Genomic DNA, 16,115 nt, shown 5'->3' on the forward strand with positions numbered 1-16,115 from the left:
TTTCTATTCAAAAGCGCTGATGCCGGTAATATCTTGTCCTGTTATTAAGAGGTGTACATCGTGCGTCCCTTCGTATGTAATAACTGACTCTAGATTCATCATATGCCTCATAATCGGATAATCGCCGACAATTCCCATCGCGCCTAATATCTGTCGCGCCTCTCGTGCTACTTGAAGAGCCATGTTCACATTGTTCCTCTTTGCCATTGAGATTTGCTGTGGAGTCGCTTTGTCTTCATTTTTCAATACCCCAAGTCTCCAAGAAAGCAGTTGTGCTTTTGTAATTTCTGTTATTATTTCAGCCAACTTCTTTTGTTGCAATTGAAACGAAGCAATGGGTTTACCAAATTGCTGTCTTTCTTTTGCGTACTTCAGTGCGACTTCATAACAATCTATAGCCGCTCCAATCACGCCCCATGAAATCCCGTATCTCGCAGAATTAAGACAGGAAAGCGGACCGCGCATGCTTTTTACATCAGGAAGCACATTCTCCTTCGGTATAAAAACTTGATCAAATACCAATTCACCGGTTTTCGATGCTCTTAATGACCACTTATTTAAGGTTTCTGGAGTAGAAAACCCTTTCATCTCTCGTTCAACGATTACCCCACGAACCTGATTGCTTTCATCCCTCGCCCATACGACTGCAACATCACAAATGGGTGCATTGGTAATCCACATCTTCGCACCATTTAAACGAAAGCCATCGCCATCCTTCGTCAAACGAGTTTCCATACTCGCAGGATCCGACCCATGATTTGGTTCCGTCAATCCGAAAGCGCCAATCAGACTACCACTCGCTAGCGCCGGCAAGTATTTCCTTTTCTGCGCTTCAGAGCCGAAGTTGTATATAGGATACATCACCAACGAGGACTGTACAGATGCCGCAGAGCGAACAGCAGAATCACCAGCCTCTAGTTCCTGCATGATTAAACCATAAGCTATATAATCCAAGCCTGCACCGCCATAGGATTGCGGGATAAATGGACCGAGCGCCCCAATCTCCCCCAATTTCTTCATTAGATTAGGAATTTCCTGATGATCTTGCGCGAAAGAATCGATACGAGGACGTACCTCTAGGTCAACGAAACCACGAATTGCATCGCGGACTATAATCTGTTCCGTTGACAAAAGGGATTCTATATCAAAATAGTCTGCCATAATTTCTTTTTATTATTCGATGTGAGAAGCACGCGCCAAAAAGATTAATCTAATAAAGTTAAGATTTATCATCCGATTCCTACTTCATACTATTTCATGAGTTCATGTGCTGTTAATCCGAACACTACTCAACAGCTCACTCGTAAACTTAAAGATAAGAGATACTTAAATATCGAGAAATGACTGCAATCACTTAATTTCTGACAACCAAAACCTTCTTGGTTGCTATTTTAATTTAAACTCTCCCTTTCTATCACTGTTTCAACATCTTAGCTAGTGAAACAAATAATTAACAATGTACAAAAACTGATGTAATAAAATTTATATAATTCGATTTATTCGTATATTTAATAAATAATATTCTATATATTTAGTAGAAATTCGAATAATATAAACCATAATATGACATCTAAAGAATTAAAAGCATTAGGAATTGAGGCAGACAACTTAGGCACATCTACTGGGAGCAAATGGTTTTCCAAAGGCAGTCTGATCGAGTCATACTCACCCAGCAACGGTAAACTGATCGCTAAGGTTCAGAGCAGTACGAAAAAAGAATATGAGAAAGTTATAGAAGAAGCGGAGAAGGCACAGCTCATTTGGCGAGATATCCCTGCCCCTAAGCGTGGCGAGATTGTCCGTCTTTTGGGTGAAAAACTTCGAGAATTAAAGCCAATTCTTGGAAAACTGGTTTCCTATGAGATGGGTAAATCGTATCAAGAGGGAATGGGCGAAGTACAGGAAATGATTGACATCTGTGATTTCGCAGTGGGACTTTCGCGACAACTATATGGCAACACGATACATTCAGAGCGTCCTGGTCACCGGATGTACGATCAATATCATCCTCTAGGGATTGTTGGTATTATTACCGCCTTCAATTTTCCTGTCGCGGTTTGGTCTTGGAATGCGGCTTTAGCATTAGTTTGTGGCGACGTTGTTGTTTGGAAAGCAAGCGAGAAAACGCCACTCTGTGCGGTAGCTTGTCAGCACATTATTGCGGACATTTTAAAAGCGCACAAATTACCCGAAGGTATCTCATCTATCGTAACTGGCGATAAAGAGGTTGGTGAATGGATTTCATCCGATGAACGTATTCCTTTGGTTTCGGCGACAGGCTCTACACGTATGGGAAAAATTGTTGCTACTACTGTTGCACAACGTCTCGGTAAATCATTGTTAGAGCTTGGCGGAAATAATGCAATTATCGTTACACCAAGTGCAGATTTGAAGATGACAATTATAGGTGCCGTATTTGGAGCTGTAGGAACTGCAGGACAACGTTGTACAAGCACTAGACGATTGATTATTCATGAAAGCATTTATGAAAAGGTTAAGAAATCATTAGTTGACGCATACAAACAGATTAAGATTGGAGACCCATTGGATGTTAAAAACCATATGGGACCTTTGATTGACACCGCAGCGGTTGACATGTACCTCAATGCACTAAACAAAATCAAAGAACAAGGTGGTAAGCTATTGACGAAAGGTGAAGTTCTGCATGGTAAAGGTTATGAAAGTGGCTGTTATGTCACTCCTGTAATTGCCGAAGTAGAGAACCACTATGAGATTGTTCAACACGAGACCTTCGCTCCTATTTTATACCTTATTAAATACAGCGGAGAACTTGAGGAGGGTATCAAACTTCAGAACTCGGTAAAACAAGGGTTATCATCCGCGATTATGACAAATAGCTTGCGCGAGTCGGAGCTTTTCTTAAGCCAAAATGGATCCGACTGTGGTATTGCAAATGTTAATATCGGAACATCGGGCGCCGAAATTGGAGGAGCATTTGGAGGAGAAAAAGAAACCGGCGGAGGCCGAGAGTCTGGTTCTGATGCATGGAAGGTATACATGCGCCGCCAAACAAATACGATTAACTATACTGCGAACCTTCCTTTGGCACAAGGGATTAAATTTGATTTATAAGCTTTATGAGAGAAACACATCAAAGATTATCGAAACATATATTGGCAGATGGGCTACCAGTTGTCATTGACTTGGAGAAATCGCACGGTTCCTACATTGTGGATGTCGATGGAAATGAATACTTGGACATGTTTAGCATGTTCGCTTCCTCCCCCGTTGGTTATAATCATCCGCATATTTTGAAGAACGCTGAGGCCCTGAAAAATGTTGCTATTAATAAACTTGCTTTATCGGATGTTTATCCTAGAGAATATGCAGATTTTTTAGATACGTTTGAGCGTGTTGGCATTCCCAAAGAATTGAGTTACTGTTTTTTTATCGACGGTGGCGCATTGGCTGTGGAAAATGCACTAAAAGCAGCGTTCGATTGGAAAACTCGATTAAACATTAGTCAGGGTGTCAATCATGAAGCTAGTCAGGTCATCCACTTTAAACAGGCCTTTCACGGCAGATCAGGATATACACTATCCCTAACCAATACAAAAGACCCAAGAAAGTACATGTACTTTCCGAAATTCAACTGGCCTCGCATCAGTAATCCGAAGCTGAATTATCCATTGACGGAAGAATCTATCAATGAAACGATCAAAAGCGAACAAGTTGCCATTAATGAAATCGAAGCTGCGATTGCGAAAAATCCACGCGATATCGCTAGTTTGATCATAGAACCTATTCAAGCAGAAGGTGGAGACAATCATTTTCGAAAGGAATTTTTCCAAAAATTACGTGAGCTATGTGACCAATATGATATTCTGTTGATTTTGGATGAAGTACAGACGGGGATCGCTATGACCGGAAAGATGTGGTGCTATGAGCATCTAGGCATTCTGCCAGATATCATCTCATTTGGAAAGAAAACTCAGGTGTGTGGCATTTTGGCAAATCGCGAGAAATTTGACCGTGTTGAGCATCATGTTTTTAAAGAGTCAAGTCGCATCAATTCGACCTTTGGTGGTAACCTGGTTGATATGGTAAGATTTCGTTTAATTTTAGAAATCATTGAGCAAGAAGATCTGGTTGCTAAGGCTGCTGTCCTCGGCGACTATTTAATAGAACAATTACAGCTATTATCAAATAAACACGCGCACATCACCGCAGTTAGAGGAAAAGGGCTGTTATGTGCTTTTGATTTGCCAACAGATAAAGATCGTGATGCCTTAGTTGCGAAAGCAATGGAGGAGAAAATGTTGATTTTAGGCTGTGGCGAGCGGAGTATTCGATTTAGACCGCATCTTACCGCCTCCAAAGCAGAGATCGATAAGGCTATTGCCATTGTCGATAAGCTATTGAGTTAACAAGAACCTGTCAAAAGCTTTGCTTAAGACAGGAACTTAAATCATTTTAAAAGCCTTAGAAAGAGTCGCTTCAACTAGCGACTCTTTTCTTTTACCAAACTGTCAATGCGTCAGTAATAAAAGAACATATTTACCTGCTTTGATGTTATACCAAGAAAGGCAATAAATTGTAATTCAAGCGGAAAGGGATATGCTTTACGTATGGGGTATGATTAGCATCATTTTTGTTAACTTTGTAGACTATGTCGGATATTATTCAATTGCTTCCAGATTCAGTAGCTAATCAGATTGCCGCCGGAGAAGTTGTTCAACGACCAGCTTCAGCGGTTAAGGAGATGATGGAGAATGCTATAGATGCTGGAGCAGACCATATAAAACTTATTGTCAAAGACGCCGGGAAGACATTGATTCAAGTAATTGACAATGGCTGTGGGATGAGTGTTACGGATGCGCGTGTATGTTTTGAACGACATGCGACTTCAAAAATCCGTAAGGCGGAGGATTTATTTGCCATCCGTACGATGGGTTTCCGCGGGGAAGCGATGGCATCGATTGCTGCGATTTCGCACGTGGAACTTCGCACTCGCCGTCATGAAGACGAGTTGGGTACTGTCGTAGAGATTGAGGGTTCGGAGGTTGTACAACAGTATCCCGATCAAGCACCAGCAGGAACGAGCATTTCAGTAAAGAATCTATTTTACAACATACCAGCGCGACGCAATTTCTTAAAGAGCAATTCCGTCGAATTGAGACATATCCTCGATGAGTTTCAACGCATCGCATTGGCACATCCTGAGATTTTCTTTTCCTTACATAGCGACGGTAATGAGTTATTTCATTTACCGAAAGAAACCTTAAAGCAACGTATTGTACATCTTTTCGGAAACAGCTACAATCAACGCTTGGTCCCCGTTGAAGAGACTACAACAATTATTACAATTAAAGGCTACATTGGAAAACCGGAGTTTGCAAAAAAAACTCGTGGAGAACAGTTTTTCTTCGTTAACAATCGTTTTATTAGGGATCATTATCTTAATCATGCTGTTCTCAATGCGTACGAGGATATTCTTCCTGCCGATCTATTTCCGCTATATGTTTTGTTTATCGATATTGATCCTTCAAAGATTGATATCAATGTACATCCCACAAAAACGGAAATCAAGTATGAAGACGAGAAAGCCATATACGCTATTTTGCGATCCGCAGTTAAGCGTTCTTTAGGTCGTTTCAATATTACGCCATCTTTGGATTTTGAACAAGAAACAGGTTTTGATAATCTCATTACGCCAAAGCCTTTAGATGAGATCCAGGTTCCTACGATTAACTTTAATCCGAACTTCAATCCATTTGATGATGGCAACCCTCGATCGAGATCAGCGGTTAGTCGTTCTTATAGTTACCCAGAAGCTTTGGAGCGAAAATCAAGCATTCCTCAGAATTGGGATACCCTATATCAAATCAGCGAACAAGAAGAAGCAATACAACTACCATTGATCCCGGAAGATCCAGCTAAAGAGAACTCTTTCATTCAACCGTCAGATCAACCTAAAAAGCAGTTCTTCCAATTACATAATCGTTATATTGTATCGCAGATTCACTCTGGCTTTATGCTAATTGATCAGCAAGCAGCACATGAGCGTATTTTGTTTGAGCAATTTCAACAGCATCTCAAGAGCAATCAGGGTTCTAGCCAGCAAAGTTTATTTCCACAAACCGTGGAGTTGAACGCTGCAGACTTTGCTTTAATCCAAGATATGTTGCCTGAGATTCACTCTTTAGGATTCCAGCTACGCCCTTTTGGGAAGTCGACCTTTGTGGTAGATGGCATTCCTGCGGATTTAGACAATGTTAACGAAGGTCAGATTATTGAGCAATTGCTGGAAGATTTTAAAAACCAAAGCGATTTGCGTCTGAATAAGCGGGAGAAATTAGCCAAGAGTTTAGCAAAAAATGCGGCTATTAAAGCGGGCACAAAGCTCGACAATCAGGGGATGGAAGATTTAATTGATCGTTTATTCGCCTGCGAATCGCCGAATATATCGATTCAGGGTAGACCAGTTATTATAACGTACACACTACAAGAGCTCGCAGAGCGTTTTGCAAGAAATATTTAGCGCACTATTGAAATATGAATAATCTATTAGGAAATTTACCTCCAGTTGTTAAGAATCTATTGATCATCAATGTGGTCTGTTTTATAGGCTCTTTAATATTTACGCAGGCACCCATTCTATTTGGTGTATTTTACCCAGACTCTCCTTACTTCCATATCTGGCAGCCGATCACCTATATGTTTATGCACGACAACAATGGGTTTGCACATATATTCTTCAATATGTTCTCGTTGGTCATGTTTGGACCTATCGTAGAGCGTGTATTAGGATCAAAACGCTTTCTAAACTATTATTTAATCTGTGGTCTAGGGGCTTTGGTTTTACAGTATGGCGTTCAGGCTTGGGAAGTTTACGATATCACAGGAACCATACGAGCTTCAACGTTGGGGAATCTCAATATATCAGCAGCTGATTCCCAAACCATTGGTTCCATTTATGGCACGCCTTTGGTAGGAGCATCGGGAGCTATATATGGCTTATTGTTGGCTTTTGCGGTTTTATTTCCAAATATGGAATTAATGTTAATGTTCATTCCTGTACCGATTAAAGCTAAATACTTTATTCCCATTTTAATAGTCATTGAAATATACTTAGGATTCTCTAGAGGAGGTTCATCGATTGCACATCTCGCGCATGTCGGTGGCGCATTATTCGGATTTATCCTACTTAAGGCCTGGGGCATTCGTCGCAGCAGTTATTAGAATAAGAATGATGAAGAAAGATAACGCTCTGAAAGATTTTCTTAAAACTACTTACAGTAGCCGCTCACCGATACCTTATATTCTTTCGGTACAAGTCCTTCTATTCGTTATTATTCATATTTGTGATTTATTAGTTGAAGTAAATATTACGAATTACCCGCTATACGACAAGCTCTTAAGTACACTAAGTTTGCCAGGCAATTTCTTTAGATTTATTCAACAACCCTGGTCGTTGATCAGCTATCCATTCTTATATACTGGACTATTCAATATTTTATTTGATTGTCTGTGGATCTATTGGTTGGGTAACGTGTTTCTCAACTTCTTGAATAACCGTCAATTTCTAACCATTTTTATTAGTGCTATTTTTATCGGTGGGCTTTCTTACTTAGGATTGTCGCAAATTCCGATCTTTGCTAAGAATCCACAAGCTTACTTACATACAAACGCAATGAGCATTGCGGCATTAATGGGCAGTTTATTGATCTTAGTTCCTAAGCTCGAATTTCGCATGTTCTTGTTTGGCAATATTCGTTTCCAAACGATAGCCTTTATCTTTTTGGGACTTCAGTTTATCTTTATGTTCTTAATTAACAAACCTGCGGCATTGGCGCTTCTTGTTAGTGCATCATGGGGTATGTTGGTGGTTTATCAGCTTAGAAAAGGGAATGACTGGAGTTTATTGTTTGTACGGAAGGAGAAAAAGAAACTTCGTGTTGTTCGCACAATAAATAACGCGCCTATTTACAAGAGTTATAAAGGAGACCTACCTAACCAAGAAGTTATCGATGAAATCTTGGATAAAATTTCTCAATATGGTTATGAAAGTCTATCTTCACGGGAAAAAGAAATACTGTTTAAAGTAAGTAGAGAAGAGCAAGAGTAATGTTAATTAATAAAAAGAACTTAGGTTTTTTCAGTAAGACGGTAATGCTATGCAATTTCCTAGCTATTGCCGGTTTGCTTTTAAGTTACTCCGCCTCTTTCATCAATCCTAAATCTTTCTGGGGCATCGCTTTCTTAGGGCTTGGCTATTTACCAATCCTCCTAATTAATTTAGGCTTTATATTCTATTGGATATTACGTAAGCCTAGATTTGCTTTATTCTCATTGATTGCCATCTTAATCGGATGGAATTTAATGACTCAGCACATTACTTTTAGCAAGCAAGTTGATCTAGCACCTTCTGACACATCTCTTCGAGTAATGTCATTCAATGCACATATGTTCTCCCCAATAAAGGATTCAGAAAAAACACCCAAACAAGAGTTTATTGAAATCGTCAATGAGACTAAACCCGACGTATTATGCGTACAGGAATTCTATAGCACGATTAAAGGAAATAAGCGCTTTAGCGAGACTGTAAAGAATGAGGCTAACTTCGACACCTATTACTTCGCTCCTTCGAGACAGAACGATTATATGGCGTACGGGCAAGCTATTTTCTCAAAATATCCAATCATCAATTCTGGCTTAATTAAAAAGAACGAATACGGTATTAACCGTATTATTTATGCAGACATTGTTAAGAATGAAGATACGATTCGCGTTTATAATGTTCATTTAAGATCATTTGGTTTACAGAATGAGGATAAGGAATTTATTCAGAACCCTGGTGGATCTTCTGGTGAAGAAGAAACAGCTACGCGTCGTGTCGGTCGAAAGCTAAAGTGGGCATTTGAACAAAGAAGTAATCAAGCGGAGTCATTATATGAACATATGGCTGAAAGTAATCTTCCAAAGATTATCATGGGTGACTTCAACGATACCCCGATGTCGTATAGTGTTAACTTGATAGGTAAAGACATGAAGAATGCATTTCAGGAAAAGGGGAATGGATGGGGAGTAACACACTTTGAAATGCTTCCTATTTTACAAATTGACTACATCTTTGCCGGCAAGCAATTCGCTGTCAACAATTATCATATCATTAAGAAAAAGTTATCGGATCACTACCCGATATGGGCAGATCTAAGTATGCACAAGGAGAACTAAGATTCAATATTTAATTGCTGAAAAGCTCTTTGTATAAAAAAATCATAGCGATTCTTCACTTTGAAATAAGCCTCCCTTCCGAAATAGTACCTTCCTAATAAAGCTTCAATATCACTCTGTATTAAGTCATGTAAATCTATTTGCTTTCGGGGAGAAAGCGATAGCCCCTTTTGACCTAAGAAGTTAATAAAGCTCATGTATTCTGAATTTGGAAGTGTATATCCCTGTAGGAAGTTCTCAATAGAGTATGCGGGTAGCTTTTTAGTAAACCTACTATAGACAAACTGTTCCACAAGACTGGATTGAACTAAGTCTTGATAAATCATACTTACTTCATTAGAGTCAATTGGAATCAATAAATCTGGCACTATACCTCCGCCACTGAACAATTTCTTACCGAGGCCTGTCTGGAATGACTTCGCATGGGCAAAGGTGGTATCTAATGACCATAATCCACTGTACATCGAAGCGTAGTCTTGCATGTTAGACCAGTTGGGACTGTATTTACGTTGAATACTACGTCCAAGTGGCGTATAATACTTCGCAATACTCAAGTTAATAGTTGAACCATCCGAGAAGTCAAATAACTCTTGAACGATACCTTTACCATATGTTCTCCGTCCTATTAAGATCCCTCGATCCCAGTCTTGAACAGCTCCAGCAACAACTTCACTTGCTGAAGCGGTACGCTCATTTACTAGAATGACCAACTTCCCGTTGGAATAATTCCCTTTACTTTCGGAGAGATAGTCCCTGCGCGTTTCATGGGCCCCTTCGGTGTACACAACAAGACGTTGATCAGCAAAAAATTCACTTGCCATCTTAATTGCAATGTGAAAATAGCCCCCTCCATTATCTCTAAGGTCAAGAATTAAATTTTTCGCACCTTGCTTTTTCAATTCAATGATTGCATTTCTAAATTCTTCGGCGGTCTTTAATCCGAATCTACGAATACGGACAAATGCAACCGTCGGTTTAATCATGTAAGCTACATCTAAGGAGCTTACGCTAATTTGATCACGCTTAGCTTTTAACGGAAATGGTAGCGCAATAGAGTCTCGCTGAATAAACATCTCAACCTCTGTACCTCGCTTTCCACGTATTAGCTTTTCTACTTCTTCTTTTGAAACCGAATTACCGGCGACCGGCTTATTTGCGATTTTCAAAATACGATCTCCAACTTTAAAACCAGCCCTATCGGCAGGTCCATGTGTTATTACGCCAACAACAAGTAATGTATCGTTTAGATTGAAGTACTCCATACCAATTCCCTCGAAGGTTCCCTCAAGAATCTCAGTTTGAGTTTGTGACTCATTGGGCATCAGGAAGAGTGAATAGGGATCTAAGTGAGATATGATGTGATTGATAGCACCATTCTGTACAGAATCCATGTTAATACTATCCACATAACGTGTGGAAATCAAATCAACAACCTGCTGTACTTTGTAGGCATTATCAGACAGACCAATAGGCATAAGGGAACCACCAGAACTGATTCGCTCTTGATCAGCATAGTTCTGACCAAGGATCAATCCTAATATTAACGTTGCTGCATATGTTGCTGCAACAAAAATGTTCCTTTTTCTTCCTTTTTGCATCGATGGTCTGGTGTGCAAAATTAATACTTAACCTTTTGTTTATAAAGAATAATAAAATAAATAATTTATCAACAATTAACAGTCCAAATGCCCCTTGTAACGGTAATATTTCAGCAATTTTCAATATTTTTACACAGTCATGCATGAAATAGAACCCTTTTACAATTGGCGAGACGACTATATTGCGTCTGAAGATGAGCTGAGCCCTTTTTTTGGCACTGTTCATTCGGAATTTGAATTCGATAAGAAGATCTATAACTTCCTATTACATCCTCAATGGGATGAATTCGGTTCATTGACTCTTTATTTAAAAGTACTTTATGCAGATTATGATAAAGGCTTTTGTATTATCGAGTTCATTGGCGAATGGAATGATGCCATTTATAATGATATCATGATCCTTAAAAGAGAAGTCATTGACCTAATGATTGGCGAAGGTATCAATAAGTTTATACTTATTGGAGAGAATGTTTTGAACTTTCATGCTTCCGACGACTCTTATTATGAGGAGTGGTTTCAAGATATTGAAGATGGTTGGATTGTAGGCATTAACTTCCGCGACCATGTCATTCAAGAATTTGAATCCAACCATATTGATTATTACATCAATTTTGGTCAGTACCTCAACGACTTCCCTTGGCGTACTTTAAAACCTAAACAATTATATCATCATATTGAAGAACACATGCAGAAAAGGTTGAATTAACCTTAGGGTTGATAGCCTTCATATTTCTTAACACACAAATATCCACATGAACGTAAGATCTATCAACTACCACAACCGAAAATTCCGCACATTGAGCAACAGTAATAACGGAGAAACATCCGCAGAAACTGAATTTCACTATAAACATATTGGTAACATTGTATTTGCCGACTATTTAGGCGGCTCCATCAAGTATGGCCATCTGATTGGCATCGTCAATGAATATGGAACTATCGATATGCGCTATCATCAAGTTAACCTAGCGGGTGAATTGATGACTGGTATCTGCCAATCGCATCCCGAAATCCTTAGCAATGGCAAAATTAGACTTCATGAAAGTAGGCAATGGACATCGGGCGATTTAAGCAGGGGAGAAAGTGTTGTTGAAGAGGTTTAACCTAGCAAATAGCTAAACATTAAATACCATATAATACAGGTTGTCTAACCATACAATCGTCTTACCGTTGATTATGTGGCGAAACGCAATAAATTCGGCATTTTTTGAGTATCTTTAGCCTCATATTAAATTCATTAGAAATAAATCCAATCATCTATGTTAGGTTGAGTCGCCGATTGAATTAGAGGGAACTTAAATCAATTATATACCGCTATCGGAATAAGATTTGGATATCCGTTTAGACAGTCCTAAATTTGCCTAACAAAATTTTGTAATTATGTCATTCAGAATAGAAAAAGACACCATGGGCGAGGTTCAAGTACCTGCCGACAAATACTGGGGTGCACAAACTGAACGTTCAAGAAACAACTTTAAAATTGGTCCGGCAGCTTCTATGCCACATGAGATCGTAGCAGGTTTCGCTTATCTAAAAAAGGCGGCTGCTTATGCAAACCACGAATTAGGCGTATTACCTGTTGAAAAGCGCGATGCTATTGCAGCAGTATGTGACGAAATTCTTGCAGGTAAACTAGACGATCAATTCCCATTAGTTATTTGGCAAACAGGATCTGGAACACAATCAAATATGAATGTGAACGAGGTTGTAGCTAATCGTGCGCAAGTACTTGCTGGCGGTAAAATTGGCGAAGGCGAGCCTGTGTTAAAAGCTAATGATGACGTAAATAAGTCTCAATCTTCAAACGATACTTTTCCGACAGGAATGCACATCGCTGCTTACAAAGCAGTCGTTGAAATTACGATTCCTGGAGTTGAGAAACTTCGTGACACTTTAAAAAGTAAGTCAGAAGCCTACATGAACGTGGTTAAGATTGGTCGTACACACTTAATGGATGCAACTCCGCTAACATTAGGTCAAGAACTATCGGGTTATGTAGCTCAATTAAATTATGGTTTAAAGGCCTTAAAAAATACATTATCGCATTTATCGGAAGTAGCTTTAGGCGGTACCGCAGTAGGTACAGGCTTAAACACACCTAATGGCTATGATGTTGTTGTTGCAAAATATATTGCTGAATTCACTGGACATCCTTTCGTTACAGCAGAGAACAAATTTGAAGCATTAGCAGCACACGATGCTATCGTTGAAACGCATGGCGCTTTAAAACAACTTGCTGTATCATTAAATAAGATTGCTAACGATATACGTATGTTAGCTTCGGGTCCACGTTCAGGAATTGGTGAGATTATCATCCCTGAAAACGAACCAGGATCTTCTATCATGCCAGGAAAAGTAAATCCTACTCAATGTGAAGCCTTAACAATGGTTGCGGCACAAGTAATGGGTAATGATGTTGCGATTACAATCGGTGGTACTCAAGGACATTACGAGTTAAATGTATTCAAACCATTAATGGCTGCTAATTTCTTACAATCAGCTCGATTAATTGGTGATGCATGTGTGTCTTTTGAAGAGCACTGTGCTATTGGTATTGAACCAAACTATACGCGCATTAAAGAATTGGTTGACAATTCATTGATGTTAGTAACGGCTTTAAACACTAAGATCGGTTACTACAAAGCTGCTGAGATTGCTCAAACAGCACATAAAAACAATTCTACATTAAAAGAAACAGCTATTTCATTAGGTTACGTGACTGCCGAAGAATTCGACGAGTGGGTAAAACCTGAAGAAATGGTTGGTAGTTTAAAATAATCGAGTGGATAAACACTTAAAGAAACATATTTCCATGAAAGCATACCTTGGCATCTTGCTAGGTATGCTTTTTATTGGCAGCAGCTGTCAACGACATTCGGATATGCAAGACGAAGGAGCCGATTGGTTTCAAGGAGTATGGGTGCAAGACAGCATTCCTAATGCTTCTAGCATGTTAAACTATACCCTACACGAATTCCGTGTTACTTGCGACTCTATTTACACAACAATGAAAGTGCATAACAAGGTGAAGACCATGCCTGACAGTTGTTTTAAGAACGGTGAGTGGACAGAATATGCTAAAGCGGTCTATGTATTACGCGGCGACAGTATGATAGTTGAAGGCGTTTACACCAAAGATAATTGGAAACAAAAGATTTCCGGATGCTATAAACAAGGAGAATATCTTCCTCGTTATAAAGTAGCCTACAAAAGCAAAGATAGCGTGATCTTAGAAAACAAATTTGACGCGCGCCCCGTTGTGCTAAGAAAGATAAAAGACATTACTTGCGTTCCTAAGAAACGCTGGGAATTATAAAAAAAAGCCGCAATTAGCGGCTTTTTTTTATATCTAGTTAATCAATCTAGTCTCGTCCGAAGACTTCAAGATATGATTCTTTAATTCAGTTTCAGCCTGCAATAAATCAGCCTCTGCTACTTTACGTTTCTCCCTTCCCTCCTTCTGGATTCGAAGCACTTCCTCTATTGTTGTAATAATATCAGTATTTGCCTTCTTGATTGTTTCAATATCAATAATTCCGCGTTCAGTTTCTTTTGCAACACTAATTGTCGCCTCTTTCAACATTTCAGAATTACGCTTTAACAACTCGTTCGTTGCATCGGTTACTGCACGTTGAGCCTCCAATGCACTTTGCGCATGTGCAATCCCTAAGGTTAACACCATCTGATTCTTCCATAATGGTAGCGTGTTCACAATACTCGATTGAATCTTCTCCATTAAAGAACTGCTGTTACTTTGAATCATGCGTATTTGGGGAGCAGTCTGCAATACGACCATACGCGTCAACTTCAAATCATGGACCTTCCGCTCGAAACGCACAACATGTTGCTCCATATCTTTATATTCTTGAATCTTATGCTGATCGCCGGTAGATTCAGCGTCCACCTTCATTGCTGGCAATGTTACAGTCAACACCTCGTGCAACTTCTCCTCACCTGCTTGAATATGTAATGAAAGATCTTTAAAATATTGTTGATTCTGCACAAAAAGCTTATCGAAAATATTGACATCTTTCGCTAAGTTCTTATAATGCCCTTCCAACTTCAACTCAATGGTATGAATATTTTTTTCTACAGATGCGTACTCCGTACGAAGCCTTCCAATCTTCTTCTTAATATTGTCGAAGAATGGAATTAAAGGCTTCTTATTCAACTTCTCGTCAAAGTTTCTAATCTCACCACGAAGGTTTAACAAAATATCCTCAGCACCCCCTAAATCTTTTGCACGAACCTGTTTTAAAATCTCATTCGAGAAATTACTGACATTCGACTGGCTACCAACACCAAACTGGATGATATCAGTTGTCGATTTTAAGTTAATCTTATCCTTATATTGTTGAATTAAACCCTTCTCCTCCTCTGTAAAATTTACAGCAATTTCGCCAGGCTTATTCTTGTTCTGGTCATCGTCCAAATTAGTCAAATCTAAATTTGCCATATTATCTTAATCTTTTAATAGGTTTCTACTTTTCAAAGTTTGTAAATAGACATCCGTCTCCGCAGAAACATCTAACATGCCCATTTTGAAATGATTCGTCACTTCTTGTTCTATAGCGACAGATGCTTGGCGTATAACGCTCTCCAACTTCCGCTTAGAATCCAAGGTAATCGTGTTATTCAGATTCGCATTTTCCAATTCGTCGTATTGCATCAATACATTGACAACGGTAGAATGTCGTACTAAAAACTTCTCCGCTTCGCGAACATCTTTCTTCTCTAACAATTGGAACAAACGGATAATTTTATCAATATCAGTCTGAATACTTCTATTGTCAATTTGCTTCCTCCAATGTAACAATCTTTCCACGAAAAACTGTGGTGTATCGATTGACGTAGTTTTCAATTCTAAGTACTTCTGCGCTGATGGAGTTGATATCCATGTCAATGGACGTACCTCTCCCAATTCCAATCGTTGCAAATATGGTTTCGCTTGATTCAGCAACATTCCATTTCCAACAATATAGGAAACCACTGAACCTCCCATCGTTAGCAACATAGCTTGACTTAATGTGCCAAAGAAATATATAAAAGATACCAATAGCGCAATCTCCACCGCTAACAAGGTTATGCCAGCAACATACCAAGAACGAATCTTGGTTTTCTTAGCTTGCGCCAACATGACGAAAGGATGTATATGTATAGGCAATGGAATGATCATTAATACAGACAGAATCGTCCACATCAATTGTCTTATCTCCCACGGTCTACTTTTCTTAGTTGCCCAACCCATTTTGCAATTTAATTATTTTTATAAAAATACACCAATTCTTATTCCAATGCATACTTTCTCCCTAAAAACTA

At 39.1% G+C, this 16,115-nt stretch carries 14 protein-coding genes; 10 read left to right on the top strand and 4 right to left on the bottom strand.

The features are described from left to right. Positions 1 to 3: 3 nt before the first annotated feature. Positions 4 to 1,161, bottom strand: a complete 1,158-nt coding sequence (locus tag GFH32_RS15685) for an acyl-CoA dehydrogenase family protein (protein ID WP_153512484.1) — start codon at positions 1,159 to 1,161, stop codon at positions 4 to 6. Positions 1,162 to 1,563: 402 nt separating this feature from the next. On the opposite strand from GFH32_RS15685, the gene amaB reads away from it, so the two are divergent. From amaB to GFH32_RS15715, 6 genes are all read left to right on the top strand, one after another. Then, entirely contained in the window at positions 1,564 to 3,093 is a 1,530-nt protein-coding gene (gene amaB, locus GFH32_RS15690; RefSeq protein ID WP_153512485.1) for an L-piperidine-6-carboxylate dehydrogenase, read from the top strand. Between the two features lie 5 nt (positions 3,094 to 3,098). After that, positions 3,099 to 4,388, top strand: coding sequence for an L-lysine 6-transaminase (gene lat, locus GFH32_RS15695; protein WP_153512486.1), 1,290 nt, complete (start codon positions 3,099 to 3,101; stop codon positions 4,386 to 4,388). 242 nt (positions 4,389 to 4,630) lie between these two features. Beyond that, positions 4,631 to 6,502, top strand: coding sequence for a DNA mismatch repair endonuclease MutL (mutL, locus tag GFH32_RS15700; protein WP_153512487.1), 1,872 nt, complete (start codon positions 4,631 to 4,633; stop codon positions 6,500 to 6,502). Positions 6,503 to 6,516: 14 nt separating this feature from the next. Further along, positions 6,517 to 7,203 (top strand): rhomboid family intramembrane serine protease, encoded by a 687-nt coding sequence (locus GFH32_RS15705; RefSeq protein ID WP_153512488.1) that lies wholly within the window; start codon positions 6,517 to 6,519, stop codon positions 7,201 to 7,203. Positions 7,204 to 7,210: 7 nt separating this feature from the next. Beyond that, complete coding sequence (locus GFH32_RS15710) at positions 7,211 to 8,089, top strand: rhomboid family intramembrane serine protease (protein WP_153512489.1); 879 nt, start codon at positions 7,211 to 7,213, stop codon at positions 8,087 to 8,089. Next, positions 8,089 to 9,198, top strand: a complete 1,110-nt coding sequence (locus GFH32_RS15715) for an endonuclease/exonuclease/phosphatase family protein (protein ID WP_153512490.1) — start codon at positions 8,089 to 8,091, stop codon at positions 9,196 to 9,198. The genes GFH32_RS15710 and GFH32_RS15715 overlap by 1 nt, the downstream gene beginning before the upstream one ends. Here GFH32_RS15715 and GFH32_RS15720 read toward each other — a convergent pair. Next, positions 9,195 to 10,796 (bottom strand): S41 family peptidase, encoded by a 1,602-nt coding sequence (locus GFH32_RS15720; RefSeq protein ID WP_153512491.1) that lies wholly within the window; start codon positions 10,794 to 10,796, stop codon positions 9,195 to 9,197. The genes GFH32_RS15715 and GFH32_RS15720 overlap by 4 nt on opposite strands. A 139-nt stretch (positions 10,797 to 10,935) precedes the next feature. On the opposite strand from GFH32_RS15720, the gene GFH32_RS15725 reads away from it, so the two are divergent. The 4 genes from GFH32_RS15725 (at position 10,936) to GFH32_RS15740 (ending at position 14,112) form a co-directional block, all read left to right on the top strand. After that, positions 10,936 to 11,502, top strand: coding sequence for a hypothetical protein (locus GFH32_RS15725; protein WP_153512492.1), 567 nt, complete (start codon positions 10,936 to 10,938; stop codon positions 11,500 to 11,502). 46 nt (positions 11,503 to 11,548) lie between these two features. After that, on the top strand, positions 11,549 to 11,899 hold the full coding sequence (locus GFH32_RS15730) for a n-acetylglutamate synthase (protein WP_153512493.1): 351 nt from the start codon (positions 11,549 to 11,551) through the stop codon (positions 11,897 to 11,899). Between the two features lie 277 nt (positions 11,900 to 12,176). Next, positions 12,177 to 13,574 carry a class II fumarate hydratase gene (fumC, locus tag GFH32_RS15735; protein WP_153512494.1) on the top strand — a complete coding sequence of 466 codons (1,398 nt, stop codon included), beginning with the start codon at positions 12,177 to 12,179 and terminating at the stop codon, positions 13,572 to 13,574. A gap of 34 nt (positions 13,575 to 13,608) precedes the next feature. Beyond that, on the top strand, positions 13,609 to 14,112 hold the full coding sequence (locus GFH32_RS15740; protein WP_202111228.1) for a fumarate hydratase: 504 nt from the start codon (positions 13,609 to 13,611) through the stop codon (positions 14,110 to 14,112). 33 nt (positions 14,113 to 14,145) lie between these two features. Here GFH32_RS15740 and GFH32_RS15745 read toward each other — a convergent pair whose 3' ends face one another. Then, positions 14,146 to 15,252, bottom strand: a complete 1,107-nt coding sequence (locus tag GFH32_RS15745) for a toxic anion resistance protein (RefSeq protein WP_153512496.1) — start codon at positions 15,250 to 15,252, stop codon at positions 14,146 to 14,148. 6 nt (positions 15,253 to 15,258) lie between these two features. Beyond that, on the bottom strand, positions 15,259 to 16,044 hold the full coding sequence (locus tag GFH32_RS15750) for a hypothetical protein (RefSeq protein ID WP_153512497.1): 786 nt from the start codon (positions 16,042 to 16,044) through the stop codon (positions 15,259 to 15,261). Positions 16,045 to 16,115 lie beyond the last annotated feature (71 nt).

Source organism: Sphingobacteruim zhuxiongii, from assembly GCF_009557615.1.
GTDB classification, from domain to species: Bacteria; Bacteroidota; Bacteroidia; order Sphingobacteriales; family Sphingobacteriaceae; genus Sphingobacterium; species Sphingobacterium zhuxiongii.